The sequence below is a fragment of the Saliphagus sp. GCM10025334 genome, assembly GCF_042663485.1.
GTDB lineage: Archaea > Halobacteriota > Halobacteria > Halobacteriales > Natrialbaceae > Natronosalvus.
Genome location: NZ_JBHTAF010000001.1, coordinates 499,635 through 515,443 on the forward strand (window position 1 = coordinate 499,635; position 15,809 = coordinate 515,443).

Annotated in this window: 13 protein-coding genes; 4 read left to right on the plus strand and 9 right to left on the minus strand. The window is 59.0% G+C overall.

Annotation, left to right across the window (positions count from 1 at the left end; genetic code table 11):
- Window positions 1–179: 179 nt before the first annotated feature.
- Complete coding sequence (locus ACFQO4_RS02205; RefSeq protein WP_500259373.1) at window positions 180–737, plus strand: restriction endonuclease; 558 nt, start codon at window positions 180–182, stop codon at window positions 735–737.
- 409 nt (window positions 738–1,146) lie between these two features.
- Here the strand turns inward: ACFQO4_RS02205 and ACFQO4_RS02210 are convergent, their stop codons facing one another.
- Window positions 1,147–1,911 (minus strand): hypothetical protein, encoded by a 765-nt coding sequence (locus tag ACFQO4_RS02210; RefSeq protein ID WP_500259374.1) that lies wholly within the window; start codon window positions 1,909–1,911, stop codon window positions 1,147–1,149.
- Between the two features lie 257 nt (window positions 1,912–2,168).
- Between ACFQO4_RS02210 and ACFQO4_RS02215 the strand changes: the two genes are divergently transcribed.
- Window positions 2,169–3,119, plus strand: coding sequence for a hypothetical protein (locus ACFQO4_RS02215; protein ID WP_500259375.1), 951 nt, complete (start codon window positions 2,169–2,171; stop codon window positions 3,117–3,119).
- A gap of 140 nt (window positions 3,120–3,259) precedes the next feature.
- On the opposite strand, the gene ACFQO4_RS02220 is transcribed toward ACFQO4_RS02215, so the two are convergent.
- The 4 genes from ACFQO4_RS02220 to ilvD form a co-directional block, all read right to left on the minus strand.
- Window positions 3,260–3,646 carry a PD-(D/E)XK family putative nuclease gene (locus ACFQO4_RS02220; RefSeq protein WP_500260441.1) on the minus strand — a complete coding sequence of 129 codons (387 nt, stop codon included), beginning with the start codon at window positions 3,644–3,646 and terminating at the stop codon, window positions 3,260–3,262.
- Between the two features lie 477 nt (window positions 3,647–4,123).
- Entirely contained in the window at window positions 4,124–5,260 is a 1,137-nt protein-coding gene (locus ACFQO4_RS02225; protein ID WP_500259376.1) for a S8 family peptidase, read from the minus strand.
- Between the two features lie 652 nt (window positions 5,261–5,912).
- A complete protein-coding gene (locus tag ACFQO4_RS02230) occupies window positions 5,913–6,110 on the minus strand; it encodes a hypothetical protein (RefSeq protein ID WP_500259377.1) in 198 nt (65 codons plus the stop codon).
- 135 nt (window positions 6,111–6,245) lie between these two features.
- On the minus strand, window positions 6,246–7,988 hold the full coding sequence (gene ilvD / locus ACFQO4_RS02235; protein WP_500259378.1) for a dihydroxy-acid dehydratase: 1,743 nt from the start codon (window positions 7,986–7,988) through the stop codon (window positions 6,246–6,248).
- A gap of 203 nt (window positions 7,989–8,191) precedes the next feature.
- Here ilvD and ACFQO4_RS02240 point away from each other — a divergent pair, with 203 nt between their 5' ends.
- The gene (locus ACFQO4_RS02240) at window positions 8,192–8,470 is read left to right on the plus strand and encodes a HalOD1 output domain-containing protein (RefSeq protein ID WP_500259379.1); all 279 of its coding nucleotides are present in this window, start codon (window positions 8,192–8,194) and stop codon (window positions 8,468–8,470) included.
- A 95-nt stretch (window positions 8,471–8,565) separates the two neighbouring features.
- Here ACFQO4_RS02240 and rqcH read toward each other — a convergent pair whose 3' ends face one another.
- Together rqcH and ACFQO4_RS02250 are read right to left on the minus strand one after the other, a co-directional pair.
- Entirely contained in the window at window positions 8,566–10,761 is a 2,196-nt protein-coding gene (gene rqcH, locus ACFQO4_RS02245) for a ribosome rescue protein RqcH (RefSeq protein ID WP_500259380.1), read from the minus strand.
- A gap of 159 nt (window positions 10,762–10,920) precedes the next feature.
- On the minus strand, window positions 10,921–11,490 hold the full coding sequence (locus tag ACFQO4_RS02250) for a twin-arginine translocation signal domain-containing protein (RefSeq protein WP_500259381.1): 570 nt from the start codon (window positions 11,488–11,490) through the stop codon (window positions 10,921–10,923).
- Between the two features lie 807 nt (window positions 11,491–12,297).
- Between ACFQO4_RS02250 and ACFQO4_RS02255 the strand changes: the two genes are divergently transcribed.
- Complete coding sequence (locus ACFQO4_RS02255) at window positions 12,298–12,534, plus strand: hypothetical protein (RefSeq protein WP_500259382.1); 237 nt, start codon at window positions 12,298–12,300, stop codon at window positions 12,532–12,534.
- Window positions 12,535–12,700: 166 nt separating this feature from the next.
- Here ACFQO4_RS02255 and ACFQO4_RS02260 read toward each other — a convergent pair whose 3' ends face one another.
- Together ACFQO4_RS02260 and ACFQO4_RS02265 are read right to left on the minus strand one after the other, a co-directional pair.
- Window positions 12,701–13,552: a DUF5806 family protein gene (locus ACFQO4_RS02260; protein ID WP_500260442.1), complete on the minus strand. Its 852-nt coding sequence runs from the start codon at window positions 13,550–13,552 to the stop codon at window positions 12,701–12,703.
- 141 nt (window positions 13,553–13,693) lie between these two features.
- Window positions 13,694–15,682, minus strand: a complete 1,989-nt coding sequence (locus ACFQO4_RS02265; RefSeq protein WP_500259383.1) for a beta-propeller domain-containing protein — start codon at window positions 15,680–15,682, stop codon at window positions 13,694–13,696.
- Window positions 15,683–15,809 lie beyond the last annotated feature (127 nt).

Genomic DNA, 15,809 nt, shown 5'->3' on the forward strand with positions numbered 1-15,809 from the left:
CGAACGTCCCCTTGCGGCGTGTCACCAAGGGGACAGAGCCAAAAATTTACAACGCTCCCGCCCCGCTTCCGCAGCGGATCTCCAGTTGATGCACTCGAAGCGGAGGTTTCCTCGACATTAGCGTGGGCGTATCAAGATGCCAAAAACTTCATGTTACAATTATACTGTTAGTCAACAGGATGGACAAGCGAGACGAAATTCAAAAGGAGTTATTCGAGATAGAATCCAACGACTTCGCCGATTTCACAGCAGATCTATGGGAACATCGTGGTTATAAGATTGATCGGGAAAATGCCCGTCGATCAACATTCAAGGCTACAAAGGGAGGCGGTTTCTTCAGATCATCTACGACCGAACTGGTCCAACCGTTCTACCGAGAAGGGTACAAAGTGGATAAATCAGCAGTAAATGGTGTTCTTGATCTTCGATGGGACGACGACGTTGATAAGATCGTAGTAGTTACGACGACAGAGTACACTGAGGGTGCACGCAAGCAGGAGAAACGCGACGAAGTTGAAGTTTATAACGGTGAAGAGTTAGCAGATCTCGTTATAGAAGAGAATGCAGAGAGAGTTCTGAGTCGGTACACACCAGACGGATCGATACTCAAAGGGCTGTTTTGGTTCTTTGTCATACTTCCGCTGAAAATTTGCTGGTTCTTCATCTCGCTTCCGTTTAAATTGTTATTTGGCTCGGAGAAGGAAGACGACGAGTTGGAAGCACAAGCCGCCGAATAGTCTTTTTGCGTACCATTGAGATTGTACATTGATCGGATCGACGACTGTTGCCCCTAAGGGGGCAGGGTAATCTTGCGGCGCGCAGAACGCGCGCCGCGCTCGAGATTGGGTCGATCGGCTGGAAACGGACGGCTCATACCCTCAGTACACCCCTACGGTGGGGATGGTACCTCGCTAACCAGGATTGTCGAGTGTGTTTAGGGTGGGCCGATTCGGCCACTAAGATTACCTTCTTTGCGGACAATACTCAATCAGCGCGGGGGAGTCTGTCGTTGCCACGTCGGACTTATAGCTGATCAGCCAACCAACCACATCATTGTTAGTTCCCCGCGCTATTCCTATCCTTTTACAGTTCGTCTTGAACCCTAACTGTCTCTTATGGATTCCGAAGAGCTCTTTCGTTGAAATCCTACGAGTAGACTGCTTGTAGAAGGTTTTTCCTTACTGTTTCCACAGTATCTTTCTGTTCTCGTAATTTATACAGATCTTGCTCAATTCCCTCATAGTAAATTGTCTCTTCATATATTTCATATTTCATCTCTCTAATGCTATCTACCGACTCTGGATCGATTTCATAACTGCCAGACATTTCTAATAAGTTTGTGTGTATTCCTAAAACCAGATCGTCTGCGGTAGATTCAATGTTCTCCTGCAAGCCTGGTTCAAAGCTTTCAATAATACCAAGATGGTCGTCTTGTATCTTTTCAAGACTTTCATAGAGCCAACCTGTATTATGCAACCCAGAAGAAATTTCCCATTGATAATTTGCATCATATCTCTCTTTCTCTGGTTCAACACCAACATTGATACTATACCATGAGTTTTCATCCTTGTATTCGCGCAGAATGTCTTCCTTCTCGGTGGGCTTTGTCTCTCCCATTCCAATATCCATCTCTAGTTTTGCAGGCTCACCTGTAAAGAAGGAATAAACGATCACATCTCTAGCGATCATTTCTAAATTTGAATTGAGATCTTCATCAGAAGGTGGATTCTCTATAGCTGAGTGAACTGACCCCATTATCTTTTTTAGTTTATTTAACTCATCTGCTGCTTCCTCTAGCTCTTCTCTCTCTTCCTCGTCTTTTTTCTTAGATTGAAACATATACCAGCCAAATCCTGAGCCTAGTATTCCAACTATAAAACTCGATATTGTTAATAGTTCCATGACAGCCATTTTGTATGTGTCTAAATTGAGAACATATAATGATTTTCTCTGGTGTCGTGACTACGGGCCTGGAACTGCGCAGTAGAAGGGGAAAACTTTCCAAAGATTACACCAGCTCAAACCCTACCGTCTCAAGTATCAAAGGTATTTAGAAGGTGTTAGTGTTTCTATCGCTGAAGATCGAACCTAAATAGCTAGAGAAATTTGGTAAATATTCTCTTTTAACAACCCGTCAGAATTTTATATGTTTAGCATAACGGACTGGTATGGATATTGAAAGCCAACTACATACTGCCTCAGAAATTTGCTCACATCCTGCAGATGTCGAAACCATTGACTCCTATGAAGACCGTATCGGGCATTATGAATCGAAGAATTACACCTTTCTACCAATCCCCTCTTCAGAGAAATACTACAATACAGAACAAGGCTGGCTAAAGGATCTAGAACAAGAACAAGTTCTAAAGGAAGACACGCACTTGATGGATGTTCTAAGGAAAATGCAGAAATATCCATTTTTGCTTGTAGATTATATAGATGATGATGAATATTATGTATATGAAGGCGAAGAAGCCAAAACTACAGTTCCCGTGGACTGGGTAGAAAGAAATAATGAACTTATACATTTAAACATTCAAGGAGAATTTCTCGATGGTGAAGAGTTGTTAGAATATTTTTCAGAAAAAGATCCGATCTCGATACACGCACTCCGAGAACAGTATCCAGATATTGCCGATAGTGAATTGAGTTACAAATATGATGAACAATATGGAATGATTACTCTTGTAGACTTGAATAAGCGCGGTATGAAACAGATGCTTTATAAGGTAATCTCAGAACTCTCTGCTTCCTTAGGTGAGAAAATCGAATCAAGATATTCTGATTCAAATGCCATTCTGAAGCACCTGAGGCCTGTTACAATTGGCAGATGGAAGAAGGACCAGATAAATGGATTAGATATGCATGTCTCAGAGCACATGAATCTTTTAGAGATGATGCAAGTAATTCAAAGTTCGAATAAGGATTTTGTTGAAGAGTGCGGATTTGAATCTAAAAGCGATGTAGAAACCCTCAATAGTATTAATGAGATTAGGAATAGGGTTATGCACGCAAATAGATCACTCGTGTATGAGAGAAAGGAGATTTCGGAAATAATTGAAATGGTGAACGATTCGCAAAGAATTGCATCAAATATTTCTATGGCTGTGCAAGACTAGTTTTCGTTCCCGCTGTTATGCCCCACGGAACAATCTCATTAATTATACTTGAGAGATTTTTCATCCAATCAACACTGGCCTTGTGACATCAATAGACTCCCTTCTTATCGTATGTTATTATGGATCACATTGCAAACCGATCAGGGTACCACATCTGTAATAGATAATTTCGTTTGCTGAGTCCCCCGATGATCACCTCCGCCATGCCACCGAAGCAACGGAAGATTCGAGGCCTTGCACATCCTATCTTTGACGATCGTCAACCCCGATCGCCCATGCGGCCGGTACACTACGAAACAGTACCAGCCATCCGCTCGCCGTAACCGGTCGTGGTACGCTTTGTAGACCTTGAAATTCCCCGGTTGCCCATCGCTGTGCTCGAGCATCGTGCTCTTGATCTCGACGGGCGTTCCGTTCTGGAACTTCGCATCGTGCCAGCTCGAGCGCTCGAGGTCGAACCGTCGCTTCCGGACCATGCGCTTCTCGCAGATCGTGCCGAAGTGGTTCGCTCGCTTCGAGCGATTCACGCCGACCACGCGCTATGCGCGCCTGTGCATTCGTGTAAAGCGCCTCCTGGTCGGCGCCGTTGGTGCCGGCCATGTTTGCCTGCCTCCATCGATGGCTGTCTCTACTGGCTCGGGCGCCATCCCCTGGGGATTGTCAGCCGAATCGTCGTCAATCGCGGAGTCATTGACGCCGCCTGTCACGAGAACGGCGTGAGCATTCGCAAGTACGCTTACGTTGATCATTATCGGGACGGTCGTCTTCCTCTACGACATGGTGGCAAAGCGATTCACGTTGCGTTCGGTTTCGATACCACACGACACGCCAGGACGGGGGACAATCCCCGGTCGGGTAATGGCCGAAGACGACAACTGACCTCGCGGAGAATCAGCGGCTGCTTCCGTTCCAGATATATTTCCGCCGTCGAGTTCACGACGTCCGCAACGGCTCACTGAAAACGAGTCGCGTACTGAGCGACGACGAAACGGGGACCGATCCCTTCAGCTCGAGAGACCGAGCGCTGCGGCGACGTCGAGCAGACCGCTTCCCTGCTCGTTGTCCGAGAGCCCGATGTCCTCGGCCGTGTCTTTCAATTGTTGGCGGGCTTCGGTGTTCGTGTAGCCGTTAGCCATCAACTGACCGCCCGCGCCGGACACGTGCGGGCAGGCCATCGAGGTTCCGGAGAACGTGTCGTAGCCGCCGCCGGGGACCGTCGAGTTGACGTCCTCGCCGGGCGCAGCGATCTCGACCTCGGAGCCGGTCGAGGAGAAACTCGCCAGCGAGTCGTCCTCGCTGGTCGCGCTGACGGCGATGAACTCCGGATAGGCGGCCGGGTAGCCGACGCAGTCAGAACACGGCCCGTCGTTACCCGCGGCAGCGACGAGCAACACGCCGTTGTTGTACGCGTACTGGCCGGCGTCCCTGAGGGTCTGGGAGCCGGAACTCGCGCCGAGGCTGAGGCTGGCGACGTCCCAGCCTTTGTCGGCGACGTACTCGACACCGGCCGCGATGTCGGAGAACGATCCGCTGCCGCGCTTGTCCAGGACCTTGACCGCGTGCAGCGTCGCCTCGGTGGAGACGCCGACGACGCCTTCGTTGTTGTCGACGGCGTCGGCGGTCCCCGCACAGTGGGTGCCGTGATCGTTGTCGTCGTCCCAGTCTTCGGCACACACGTTCGGACCGCCCTTGCAACTCACGAACGCCCTGCCTTCGCCCAGGTTGGCCTGCAGGTCGGGGTGATCGGAGTCGATTCCGGTGTCGAGAATTGCGATGTCGGCCCCGGCGCCGGTCTCACCGTTGTCGTGTGCGACGTCGGCGTCCACGCGGTCGATTCCCCACGGCGTGGATTGTGCGAGCGCGTGCATCTCGCCGTTCTCCTCGACGTATCGTACGTTGGGGTTGTTCTGTAGTCCGGAGACGGCGCGTTTGGGTACCCGAATCGTCACCGCGTCGAACGCGAACTCGCGAACCGTGTCCGAGGCCGCCTCGAGCGCCGCGGTTCGACCGCGACCGTTCGAGAACCCGACGTTGACTTCGACGACGTCGTCTGGGTCGGCTGCTGCCAGCCCAGAGACCCCGGCGGTCGCGAGCGTGCCGCCCACTGCTTTCAATACTGTTCGTCTGTCAACTGGGTGCATATCCCGTGACATCCGTTTTCACGTGACACTCACCCAATGATGAATGTTACGGTCGAGACATCCATATGTTAAGTGAATAGCAGATTAAGTAAGGCAATGACGGTCACCATCGTATATAAAAGTGCATTCGAACTAATTTGGAGTCAATAACGATATAATAACAACTCTTCAACACAACTGCCCGTACTGGTTGTATCGACGTATTAACGCTATCTGCTCGCCCACGATGGTCGAGGCAATGGTCGGTATCGGCCACACACTGTATGCTCGAGGGTGGACAGTATACGTCGCATATTCGAGTGGAGTAATATCGTCACACGCCAGACCGTCGACTGGTCGGGTGTGCCGTCACGACGTGAAAGGGGCGTTCGCGATGGTTGTGGCGAGGCAATTCACCTGATCGCTCGGAAGTGTTCGGATCCACACCGACAGGAGTGCGTTCCGATCGGGCGGATACGACCGCTCTGGAGCTTTTTCGCTGCGTATACCGACTCGCAGCGTTCGCACACGGCCATGACGCGATTGTGCTCGCGCAAGGCGATCACCCCGATTCTGTAGACGACACCGAGGAATTTCAATATTCGCCACGGTTTTCTGACGCGATGGTGGCGGTCGAGCTCGGCAGCGTGTCGACTGGCGAGAAGGAAGCCGGTTAGACCGGGTCGGAAGTGGTATTCGAGTCGCTGCCTGCATCCTCGTCGACGGCGACCAGTTCGGACGAACCGCAATCGCACCCCTTGGAGCCGATAGGTTGCACCTCGCCGTCGGGCCACCGTCTGGCAGCGTATCCGGATTCACAATTGCGACAGATGGCGATGACGCGTTCGACGTCGTCTTTCCTGTAGGCCATTTTTCAACGCTCAGAGGCACGGAGACTATTTGAGGATAGCTATCAGCGTCTGTCAGCGGGGAGCAAACCGTTCTCGAGGTGCCCTTCATCGGGAGCCTCGAAAGGGAATCGCCGGTCGAATCGCCCGACGTCCGCTCAGTCTCGAGTGAGCCGCGGATTCGTCACGGCACCGTTCGACGCCGAGTCGAAGTCCCGACAGTACTTCGCCAGGACGCCCCCGTCGTAGACCGGGTCGGGACGGTCCCACGCCTTGCGTCGGTCCTCGAGTTCCGCGTCGTCGATGTCGATCTCGAGGGTTCGGTTGGGAATGTCGACCGTGATCTCGTCGCCGTCCTCGAGCAGGCCGATGGGACCGCCGACGAAGGCTTCCGGGGCGACGTGGCCGATCATCGGTCCCCTGGTGCCCCCGGAGAACCGGCCGTCGGTGATGAGCGCGACGTCGTCTTCGTGACCCGCGCCGACGACCGCCGCGGTGACGCCGAGCATCTCGCGCATGCCGGGACCGCCACGGGGACCCTCGTTGCGGATGACGATCACGTCGCCGCTCTCGATGTGGCCCTCCTGGACGTAGGCCATGGCGTCCTCCTCGTGCTCGAAGATCCGGGCCGGCCCCTCGTGGTGGAAGGCGTCGTCCCCGGTCACCTTCAACACGGCTCCGTCGGGCGCGAGGTTGCCCTCGAGGATCTTGATCGCACCCTCTTCCTCCTTCGGCTCTTCGACCGTGTAGAGGAAGTCCGCCTCGAGGTCGGCGTCGTTCGTCGGCAAGTCGCCAGTTTCCTCGAGGTGGGCGAGTTCCTCGGCGATCGTCCGGCCGGTGACGGTCATCGCGTCACCGTGGATGAGGTCCGCCTCGAGCAGTCGGCGGAGGACGACCGGGACGCCCCCGAGTTCGTGGAGGTCGTTCATCACGCGCGTCCCGCCGGGCTGGAGGTCGGCGATCTTGGGTGTCCGCCGCGAGATCTCGTCGAAGTCGCCGATCTCGAGGTCGACGTCCGCCTCACGGGCGAGCGCGAGCAGGTGGAGGACGCCGTTGGTCGACCCCCCGATAGCGGTCTGGAGGGCGATGGCGTTCTCGAAGGACTCGCGCGTGACGATGTCCGAGGGGCGCCGATCCGCCTCGATGCACTCGAGGGCGAGTTCGCCCGCACGTCTGGCGACCTCGTAGCGCTCTTCGTCCTCGGCGGGCGGCGAGGCGCTACCTAGCGGAGCCAGCCCGAGCGCCTCCGAAATCGAGGCCATCGTGTTCGCCGTGAACATCCCACCGCAGGAACCGGCGCCGGGGCAGGCGTGACGCTCGAGGTCGTCGAGTTCGTTCTCGTCCATCTCCCCGGTTCCGTACGCGCCAACGCCCTCGAACACCTGGACGATGGTCACGTCCCGGCCCTCGTGCTGGCCGGGCATGATCGAGCCCCCATAGCAAAAGACGGAGGGAAGATCGGTGCGGATCGCGGCCATCATCATTCCGGGGAGGTTCTTGTCGCAACCGGCGACGGTGACGAGACCGTCCATCCGTTCGCCGAAGCTGACGAGTTCGACGCTGTCGGCGATGAGTTCTCGCGAGATGAGCGAGGCCTTCATCCCCTCGGTCCCCATCGAGATGGCGTCGGAGATAGTGATCGTGCCGAACTCGATGGGCATCCCGCCCGCCTCGTCGATCCCGTCGAGCGCCGAGTCGGCTACGTCGTCGAGGTGAACGTTACAGGGCGTGATGTCCGCGGCGGGGTTCGCCACCCCGATCATCGGCGACCCGAAATCTTCGTCGTCGAACCCCATCGCCCGAAACATCGCCCGGTGGGGCGCCCGGTCGGCCCCCTCGGTCACATCGCGGCTGGTCAGCCGCTCGTCCTTGCCGTGGTCGAACGCGTCGTCGCTGCTCATGGTCGCCACTTGACTCGAGCGTGCATAAGTCACCCCACTCGGTCAAGTGGTGCCGGATTTCGAGGACGAGTCGTACGTGCTCGGCTCCGTCCGCTGTGGCAGACGTACGCTACAGTGGCGTCTGGCAAGAGCATGACGAACGTCAGACTCCTATCACCACACAATCACTGGGATATTTATCGTCGGTTGTAGCCACCAGAAATATGCAGGAGGACCACGATATCGGCTACCGGATCATCGAAGCCATCGCCACGCGAGAGGGTATCGACCCGCTCGACGTCGACCCACCGCTCCACGACGGAATCGACGTCGGTGCACTCGAGGAGGTCTTTCGATCGACGAACGACTCCACCTCCATCTCGTTCGAATACGGACGGTACACGGTGCACCTCGACGGACCCGAGTCGGTCCGACTCACCCCACGACCCAATTGTGACTCCGCCGCCGCTCGCGGTAGCCAGTCACACCACGGCGAGGCGTAGCCGAGTACGGACGACGAGCGATCCGGCGGTCGAAGTCGAGGCACGGTCGTGATGGAAGTCTCTTCCAACCCCACTGAGTGAGCCCGCGTCGAACGCTACTCCTCGAGCAAGCGGCTCCCGCCCGGCGGCAGGAAGTGCGCGATTTGGTCGGGGCTCGCGATCTTTCTGACGAACGATTCGTCCGCGAAGCGCTCGCGGAGTTCGCGGTAGATGCGCTTCGCGGCGTCGGCCTGAGCGAACCGGCCAGGTTCGACCTCGATCGTCGTCACCGCCTGGCCCTCGATCGCCGACGGTGGCCCGCCGACGACTCGCGTGTACGGCTCACACTGGATACCCACAGCGACGCTCACCGGCGTGTCGTTCAGGTAGGTTCGGTCGCCGCGAATCGCGAACCCGCCCTTCTCGAGGTACTCGCCGCTCTCGGGCGTCTTCGACACCTGGTCGGAGTCGACGACGTAGACGTCGCCCGCGTACCGGCCGTCCTTCCAGACCGACGAGTACGAAACTGCGAACTGGGCTGCCTCCTCGACGCTCGAGTCGGGAATCTCGATGTCGCCCGACGATGCCTCACTGGGATCGGTGGCCTTCAGGACCGTGACCGGCCCCCCGTGGGCCTGCGTGTGTAACACGCGGTCGCCGCGCTCGAGATACTTCTTGACGAGTTCCTCGTTCTGGTCGGCGTTCCGCCCACCGATCACGAGGTAGTCGTCGCTGGTCCGGAACCACCGGAATCGCTCGTACCACTGCTCGTTCTGGCGAATCGGGACGGAGGGTTCGGCGAGCCAGTCGCGTTCGTCGTCGTCCTCCTCGTCTAATTCTTCGTCGCCGTCGTCGGCTTCCCACTCGTCGCGCCGACGCTCGATCTCCGCGAGTTCCTCGCGGGTGTCCTCGATCGCCGCCAGTGCGCCTTCCTTCTTCTCGGCGATGCGCTTTGCCTCCGTGTAGAGCCGGTCGGCGTTCTTCTCGACGCCGTCCTCGACGAGGAGCGTGATCGGCTGGTCCTCGAGGCGAATCGTCACCGTCCCCTCCTTTCCGTTGACGTCGACGAACGGCTGGGCGGCGTCCATCCCTTCCGCTTTGGCCTCGTCGAGTCGGCCGGCGATTTCGCCCCAGGGAACGCCGTCGTCGCGGGCCGAGCGGACGGTCGACAGGAGGTCGTCCACCGTGCCGTAGTTGGCGTACAGCAGTTCGGCCTTCTCGCGTTCGGCCTCGGCTTGCTCGTCGAAGCCCTGGATTGCGCCCTCCTGCTGGTCGATGATCCGCTGGTGTTTGGCGATCTGTTCCTCGAAGTCCGGACGCTGGTCGCGCGGATCAGGCTCGTCGGCGTCGAGGTCCAGCCGGAAGAAGTACTCCTCGAGGGCACCGTTGAACGTCTCGTGGGGCTCGCTGGCGAGGCTTTCGTGTTCCTCGAGCGGGAACGGGGTGACGTCGACGACGGAGGTGTTCGTCTCGTCCCGGTCTGCGTCCCCGTCGCCGCTGTTCCCGCCGCCGGTGTCGCCGTCCTCGTCGTTACTTTCTTGATCGCTGCCGTCGCCGCCCTCGAGATACACCCGCGGCTCGAGCGTGGCGTTTCGCAGGTCGAGCGCCAGTCGCTCGATCGCCTGGTAGAGCCGTTCGTACTCGTCCTCGCCCGCATCTTCGATGTCGAGGGTCTTCTTGACGCCCGCGCGGGTACACAGTTCCTCGGCGTAGAGGCCGCCGAAGTTGAGTTGGGTTGCGAGCGTCCGGACGACGTCCGTGTCGGAGTCGTCCATCTGCTGATCGAACGCCTCCCGCGAAACGGTGAGCGGATTGACGCGAGACTCCGGGAACTCGTATCGCGAACCCGGGACGACCGTCCTGGACTTCAGCCGGACGGTCTCGAGGGAATCGATCACCTCGTACTCGCGGTCGGTGACGGCGACGTTGCCCTGGCCGAACAGTTCGACGATGATCCGCGTCATCCCGTCCTCGCGGTCGAAGACGAACTCGAGGATGCGGTCGAACTCGTACTGCTCGACGCCGACGAAGTCCGCCCCCGAGAGGCGGTTACGAAGCATCATCGCGAACTGCGGCGGGCGACCTGGCGCGTCCGGCACCCGTTCGGGCGAGACGGTGTGGACGCGTTTGCGGTCGCCGACCTCGAGCATGAGCTCGACCCGGCCGCGGTCGAAGTCACGCATCTTGAGGCGAACGAGGTCGTCGCCGTAGAGGTAGGCCTTGTCGACTTTGGCCCCCTCGTAGGATCCGAGTTCACCGACGAGCGCCGCGAGGTCGACGCTGGTGAGTTCCTGCTTTGGCTCGGTGCTCATACACCACAGTGTCGCCCACGGTGGGAAAGACGTGTCGCTCTACGAGTGTGAAGAGTTCGAGCGCACACAGGATCCGTCCACAGCTCCCGTTTTTGGCCGCTCGCAGCATCGCCTGATCCTCGAGGTTCGAAAGAAAAATCCGAGACGAGGGTAATCGCGTCAGTTGCCGCCGCCGTTACCGCCGCCGTTGCCGCCGCCGTTACCGCCGCCGTTGCCGCCGCCGTTACCGCCGCCGGCACCGTTCTCCTCTTCCTCCTCCTCCTCGTCTGCTGCAGCGCCTCCAGCAGAGGCGCCAATATCGACCTCGAACAGGTTCAGCTCCGCATTGCGAATCGACACGGTGTCAGACGTCATCGTTCCCGTATCACCTTCGCTCACTTCCGCCTCGTCTTCGTCGACGAAGATGTGACCTAATGGGCCGCCCGAACCGATATCAACCTGGATCACGTACACCTCCCAATCGTCGTCGAACTCGTCGCCGAGTGCCTCGACGAGGGTGTCTCGAGTTCCCGAGTCCATCTCCGCAAGGACCGTGAAATCGGTATCCGGGAAGTAATCGCGGCCGTGGATGACGACCTCACCATCCTGGAGTCCTTCACCGTTCTCGTCGTCTTCCTGAGCCGCCACGTTCGTGCTGGCACCGGCACCGACAGCCAGGGCGGTTGTTGCTAACGCGCTCTTCTTCATGAATGACCGTCTTCCGTCGTCTGGGTCTCGTTCTTCTCTCATGTCTCTCAGCCCAGGTTGGGCGGTCGATTGTTTGGCCAAGGTTTCGTATAAGTAAGTTCGTTCGTTTCACTTCTTTTCGCAAACAGTCAGTGAATAATACCTCGTGCGGACACAATATTGGCTGTAGTGACCCTGGCCTCGCCTATCGAATTCCGTCTGTAACTGTTGATTTCTTCACCTGGCCGACGGCTGCCGCTGTAACGGACGCATTTCCGCCTGAAACGCACCGACAGAGGTGGGTAATGATTTCTCGTTCGAAACCGAGGGAGTCGCTCAAGAATTCGTGGTCGATGTGGTCTCTCAGAGCGCGACGACCAGTGTGCTCAAGCCGTCGTTACATCGCAGTGTGAACGGCTACTGCCGCCGTTTAGCTGTACTTGACCCGATCCGAACTAGCAATAGCGTCAGGCTCTGGACGGACAAATGAACCAAATTTCTCCTCGAAACGGCTCAATTACGTGAATGTGAACACCCCACCCAGTAGGGCGACCACTGGGCCGAACGTGATTTCAGCCCAGTTTTCCGTTGCGAGCAGCGCTAGACGATCACAATGACGCGAGCGCTGATCGCCGCGACCGACGAAGGCATTCGTCATGCAATGGGACAGTCGATGAGGACCGAATGTGGGTCCGAATGGATAGCACCGTTGACCGTTCCGATGCCGTTCCTTGAGGCATCGACGACGCATCCAGGAACGCTCAGGTGATCGACAACCTCAATATTCGATCGACGGTTATGCGAGGAGGGCAGTCGTGTGGATGGTTTTTCCGGAAGTAACTGTCGACGGGAATGATAGATGCGTGTGTCATGGCCGATCGAATCAAACTCACCAGAGTGATCGCACAGTGTCCCAACTGCGGGAACGTGTACGCCTCCTACGTCTGGCCCGACGGCTCGGTCAAGCCGATCGGCCAGCAAAAGGGTTGCTCATGCGGCTCGACGGATTTTATTGTGCTTGACGAGAATCGAACGGCCGTCGAGCCTCTGCCTGGCACCGAAAACGAACGCAACGACGCGCTCGGCGGTCCCGTGTATCCGATCTGACGGTCCAATCGTCGGTCTCCGTCGTGAACGTCGTCGATGAACGAACCCGCCACAGGTTCGCTGGGTCCCGTTCGCCCGTCTGGCCTCGAGCGGTGGATCAGCGTCGCTCGAGGGGGAACGGTACCTGATCGTTGACGGCTCGTCTCACAGCCGGCCAGCAGATCGCCTACGTATCTTCCTCCCGAAGTTCCTTGCTCGCCTCGCGAACCTCGCGCATCACGCTCGAGATCCGCTCTTCGGCCTCGAGTTCGTCCTCGACGGAGAGGTCGACGCCCTCGACCTCGAGGAGGAACTTCGCGACCTCGGTGGCCTCGTACATGACGTCGTCGAGTTCCTCCGCGGTGAAGAAGTCACACATCGCGCCGTAGAGGAAGGTCGCACCCGACTTTCGGACCTTCTCCTCGAAGGACGAACGCGCCTGGTTGACCGCCTGGGGCGTGTAGGTGTCGGTCATGAACGGCACGAGTTCGGGCAGGTTTTCGCCGATTTTGGTCATCTCGACGCCCGTCTCGGTCCGGAAGTCAGAACAGAGTCGGGCGATGGCCCACTCGCGGGCGGTGACGTACGTCCGGTCGCGCAGGAATTCGTTGACCCGGTCGTACTGGGCGCCGTCCATCTTCTGGAAGCGGGCGTACTTCTGGACGTCGGCCGGGATCTCGTCGTCCTCGTCGACGGCGTCTGGGTCGGGGACGCCGGGCATCGGCGGTTCGGACGTCGCCGCCTCGTCGCGAGCCTCGCTCGAGTACTCTGTCCCCTGTGCGGATTCGTCATTCCGACTTTCGGGTTCGTCGTCTCGTGCCTCGGCTTCGACGTCCTGCTCCTCGGATTCGTCGTCTTGCTCCTCGGATTCGTCGTCTCGTTCCTCAGGTTCACCTGCTGTGGTTCGCCCCGACCCGCCTTCGGAACCTCGAGGCTCGCGTTCGTGTTCGCGGTCGTGCTCGGTGGCCGAGTCCGTTCCCTCTCGCTCTGACTCCCGGGTCGTCCTCGAGGAGGTACCGGAGTCGGGGGCGTCGTCCACGGCGTCCGACTCGGCGTCGCTATCGCCGTCGCGATCCGTCGTCCGCTCGCGGTCGTCGGCCCGAGATCCGGTGTCCTGCTCGCCGGTGTCGTCCATGCGACGTCATTCCCAGACCCTCGAAATAAGGGTTGTCCTCGCGCCTCACAGGTCGAGGCGCTTCACTTCCTCCCAGGTCGTCTGGTCGACGACGACCAGTTCGTCCTCGCCGAAGACGTACAGCGAGTCGTCGATGTACGTCGCCCGGAAGGCCGGGCCGTCGGTGTCGACGGTCATCACGCGCTCGAGGCCGTCCTCGTAGGCGTAGACGTGCCCGCCCTCGCTGCCCGGCAGGAAGAACACCCCGTGGCGCTCGTCGAGCAGGAACGCGTTGTGACTCTCGCTGACGGCCGACCAGCGGTCCTCGAGGATCTCGTCGTCCTCGATCACGGGGTTCTCGGGATCGCTCGCGTCGAAGATCACGGCTTTGACCTTCCCGTCTTCCTGTCCGATACCGAGGATGCGCTCCTCGCCCAGCGGGTGGAGGTAGTCGGAGTACCCCGGAAGCTTGAGTTCGCCCTCGAGGATCGGGTTCTCGTGGTCGGAGACGTCGATGACGTGGAACGGATCGATCTGGCGGAACGTGACGACGTAGGCCTTGTCGCCCTCGTAGCGCACGGAGTAGACGCGCTCGTCGACGCCCATGCCGGTGACGGAGCCCGTCACCTCGAGGTCGGCGTCGAGCACGTAGAGGTCGTTCTCCCACTCTGCACCCGGGGCGTTGATCGTCGTCGCAATGCGCAGGTGGCCGTCGTGTTCGTCCATCGACCACTGGTTGAGCGGCGTGCCGGGGACGGCGCCGCCGGCGTCGACCGAGAGGTTATCGTCGAAACCGACCGTGACGATCCCCGTCCGGTCGAACGCTCGTTTGTTCTCCTCGACGTACTCCTCCCAGGCGTCGCGGAGTTCGCGCTCTTTCGTTCGTCGCTCGTCGTCGTCGAGTCCGGCCCGCCAGTCGGCGAGGATGGCCTCGATCTCGGTCATGGTCGCGCGTTCGGAGAGGTCGTACCCCTGCAGGCGCTCGAGTCGCTCGAGCGTCCGGTCGTCGAGGTACGCCTCGCCGGTCGTCAGCAGGAACTGGAGGCGGACGTCCGCGTGGGACGGCGAGTCCACGTACGTCAGGTAGACCCCGTTCTCGGAGACGTAGGTCGCGGTCGTGTACGACGACCCGAGGAAACTCACCGAATCCGTGACCTCACCGCTCGAGGGGTCCAGGCGCAGCGTCGTGTACACCGTGTTGGCGCCGTTCTGATCGGTCGGGTAGTGGACGTCCGTGCAGTCGACCGCAGGGCCGTCGTCGCCGAGCGGTTCGACCGGACAGGGTTCGGCTGGCGAGACGCGGTCGGCCACGACGAGGTAGACGTCACCGTCGTAGAGGCGGGCCGTCTCGAGATGGCCCTCGAGGTCCGTCGACCAGGCCTCGTCGGGGTCTTCGGGGCTCGAGACGTCGTAGCCACGCAGGCGGTTGCGGTCGAACTGTACCAGCACGTCGTCGTCGGTCAGGAGCATCTCGCCCGAGCGCGGAATCTCGCTCAGCGCCGTCGGGTCATTCGGCGTCGAGGCGTCGATGACGTGGGTCGCGCTCCCACCGCGGAAGCGTCGGTCGCCGTAGTAGACGGTCTGCCCGTCGGTCTTCAGGATGTCGGGCTCGTCGAGCATCGCCTCCTGGACGTTCGTCTCGGCGTAGCGGCGCTCGTCGGCACTGGTGCTCGAGGAGTCGCCGCTCCTGGCCGCGTCGTCACTGGCATCGTTGCCGTTTCCGTTCCCGGCGTCCCCGTCCGCGGCGTCTTCTTCGACCTCGTCGGTCGCGACGGCCGGCCGCCCCATTCCGAAGCCGAAGGACCTGGAGCCCTCGTTCGACGCTCGCAGGTAGTCGGCGAACGCCGCCTCGGAGTCGAACTGCTCGATGGTCGGCTGAGCGGTGTCGTTCGATAGCTGTCGATTCTCCGGTCCGTTGGTGTCGGCTGCCGCCGGCCTCGTCCCACCGAGTTCGCCGGCGAAGGCGAATCCCACGCTCGAGCCCACGAGCAGGGCGACGAGGGCGACTGCCAGCACCTGTCGATCGAATCCCATCGACAAGTGATTCGTCCCCATACCTCAATATACTAAGGTAAGGTAAAATCGCTCTTTCACCGTGAGTAATGTGGAGCACCTGTCTCGAGCCGAATCGTCAATCACGTCTCGAGCGTAAACTTCGCGTGCGTCTCCACGAGTTCTACGG

What these genes read in the sequence shown, in the direction of transcription:
- ACFQO4_RS02205 (WP_500259373.1), top strand. Translation starts at nt 180, where the DNA reads ATGGACAAGCGAGACGAAATTCAAAAGGAGTTATTCGAGATAGAATCC.
- ACFQO4_RS02210 (WP_500259374.1), bottom strand. Translation starts at nt 1,911, where the DNA reads ATGGCTGTCATGGAACTATTAACAATATCGAGTTTTATAGTTGGAATA.
- ACFQO4_RS02215 (WP_500259375.1), top strand. Translation starts at nt 2,169, where the DNA reads ATGGATATTGAAAGCCAACTACATACTGCCTCAGAAATTTGCTCACAT.
- ACFQO4_RS02225 (WP_500259376.1), bottom strand. Translation starts at nt 5,260, where the DNA reads ATGCACCCAGTTGACAGACGAACAGTATTGAAAGCAGTGGGCGGCACG.
- ACFQO4_RS02230 (WP_500259377.1), bottom strand. Translation starts at nt 6,110, where the DNA reads ATGGCCTACAGGAAAGACGACGTCGAACGCGTCATCGCCATCTGTCGC.
- ilvD (WP_500259378.1), bottom strand. Translation starts at nt 7,988, where the DNA reads ATGAGCAGCGACGACGCGTTCGACCACGGCAAGGACGAGCGGCTGACC.
- ACFQO4_RS02240 (WP_500259379.1), top strand. Translation starts at nt 8,192, where the DNA reads ATGCAGGAGGACCACGATATCGGCTACCGGATCATCGAAGCCATCGCC.
- rqcH (WP_500259380.1), bottom strand. Translation starts at nt 10,761, where the DNA reads ATGAGCACCGAGCCAAAGCAGGAACTCACCAGCGTCGACCTCGCGGCG.
- ACFQO4_RS02250 (WP_500259381.1), bottom strand. Translation starts at nt 11,490, where the DNA reads ATGAGAGAAGAACGAGACCCAGACGACGGAAGACGGTCATTCATGAAG.
- ACFQO4_RS02255 (WP_500259382.1), top strand. Translation starts at nt 12,298, where the DNA reads ATGGCCGATCGAATCAAACTCACCAGAGTGATCGCACAGTGTCCCAAC.
- ACFQO4_RS02265 (WP_500259383.1), bottom strand. Translation starts at nt 15,682, where the DNA reads ATGGGGACGAATCACTTGTCGATGGGATTCGATCGACAGGTGCTGGCA.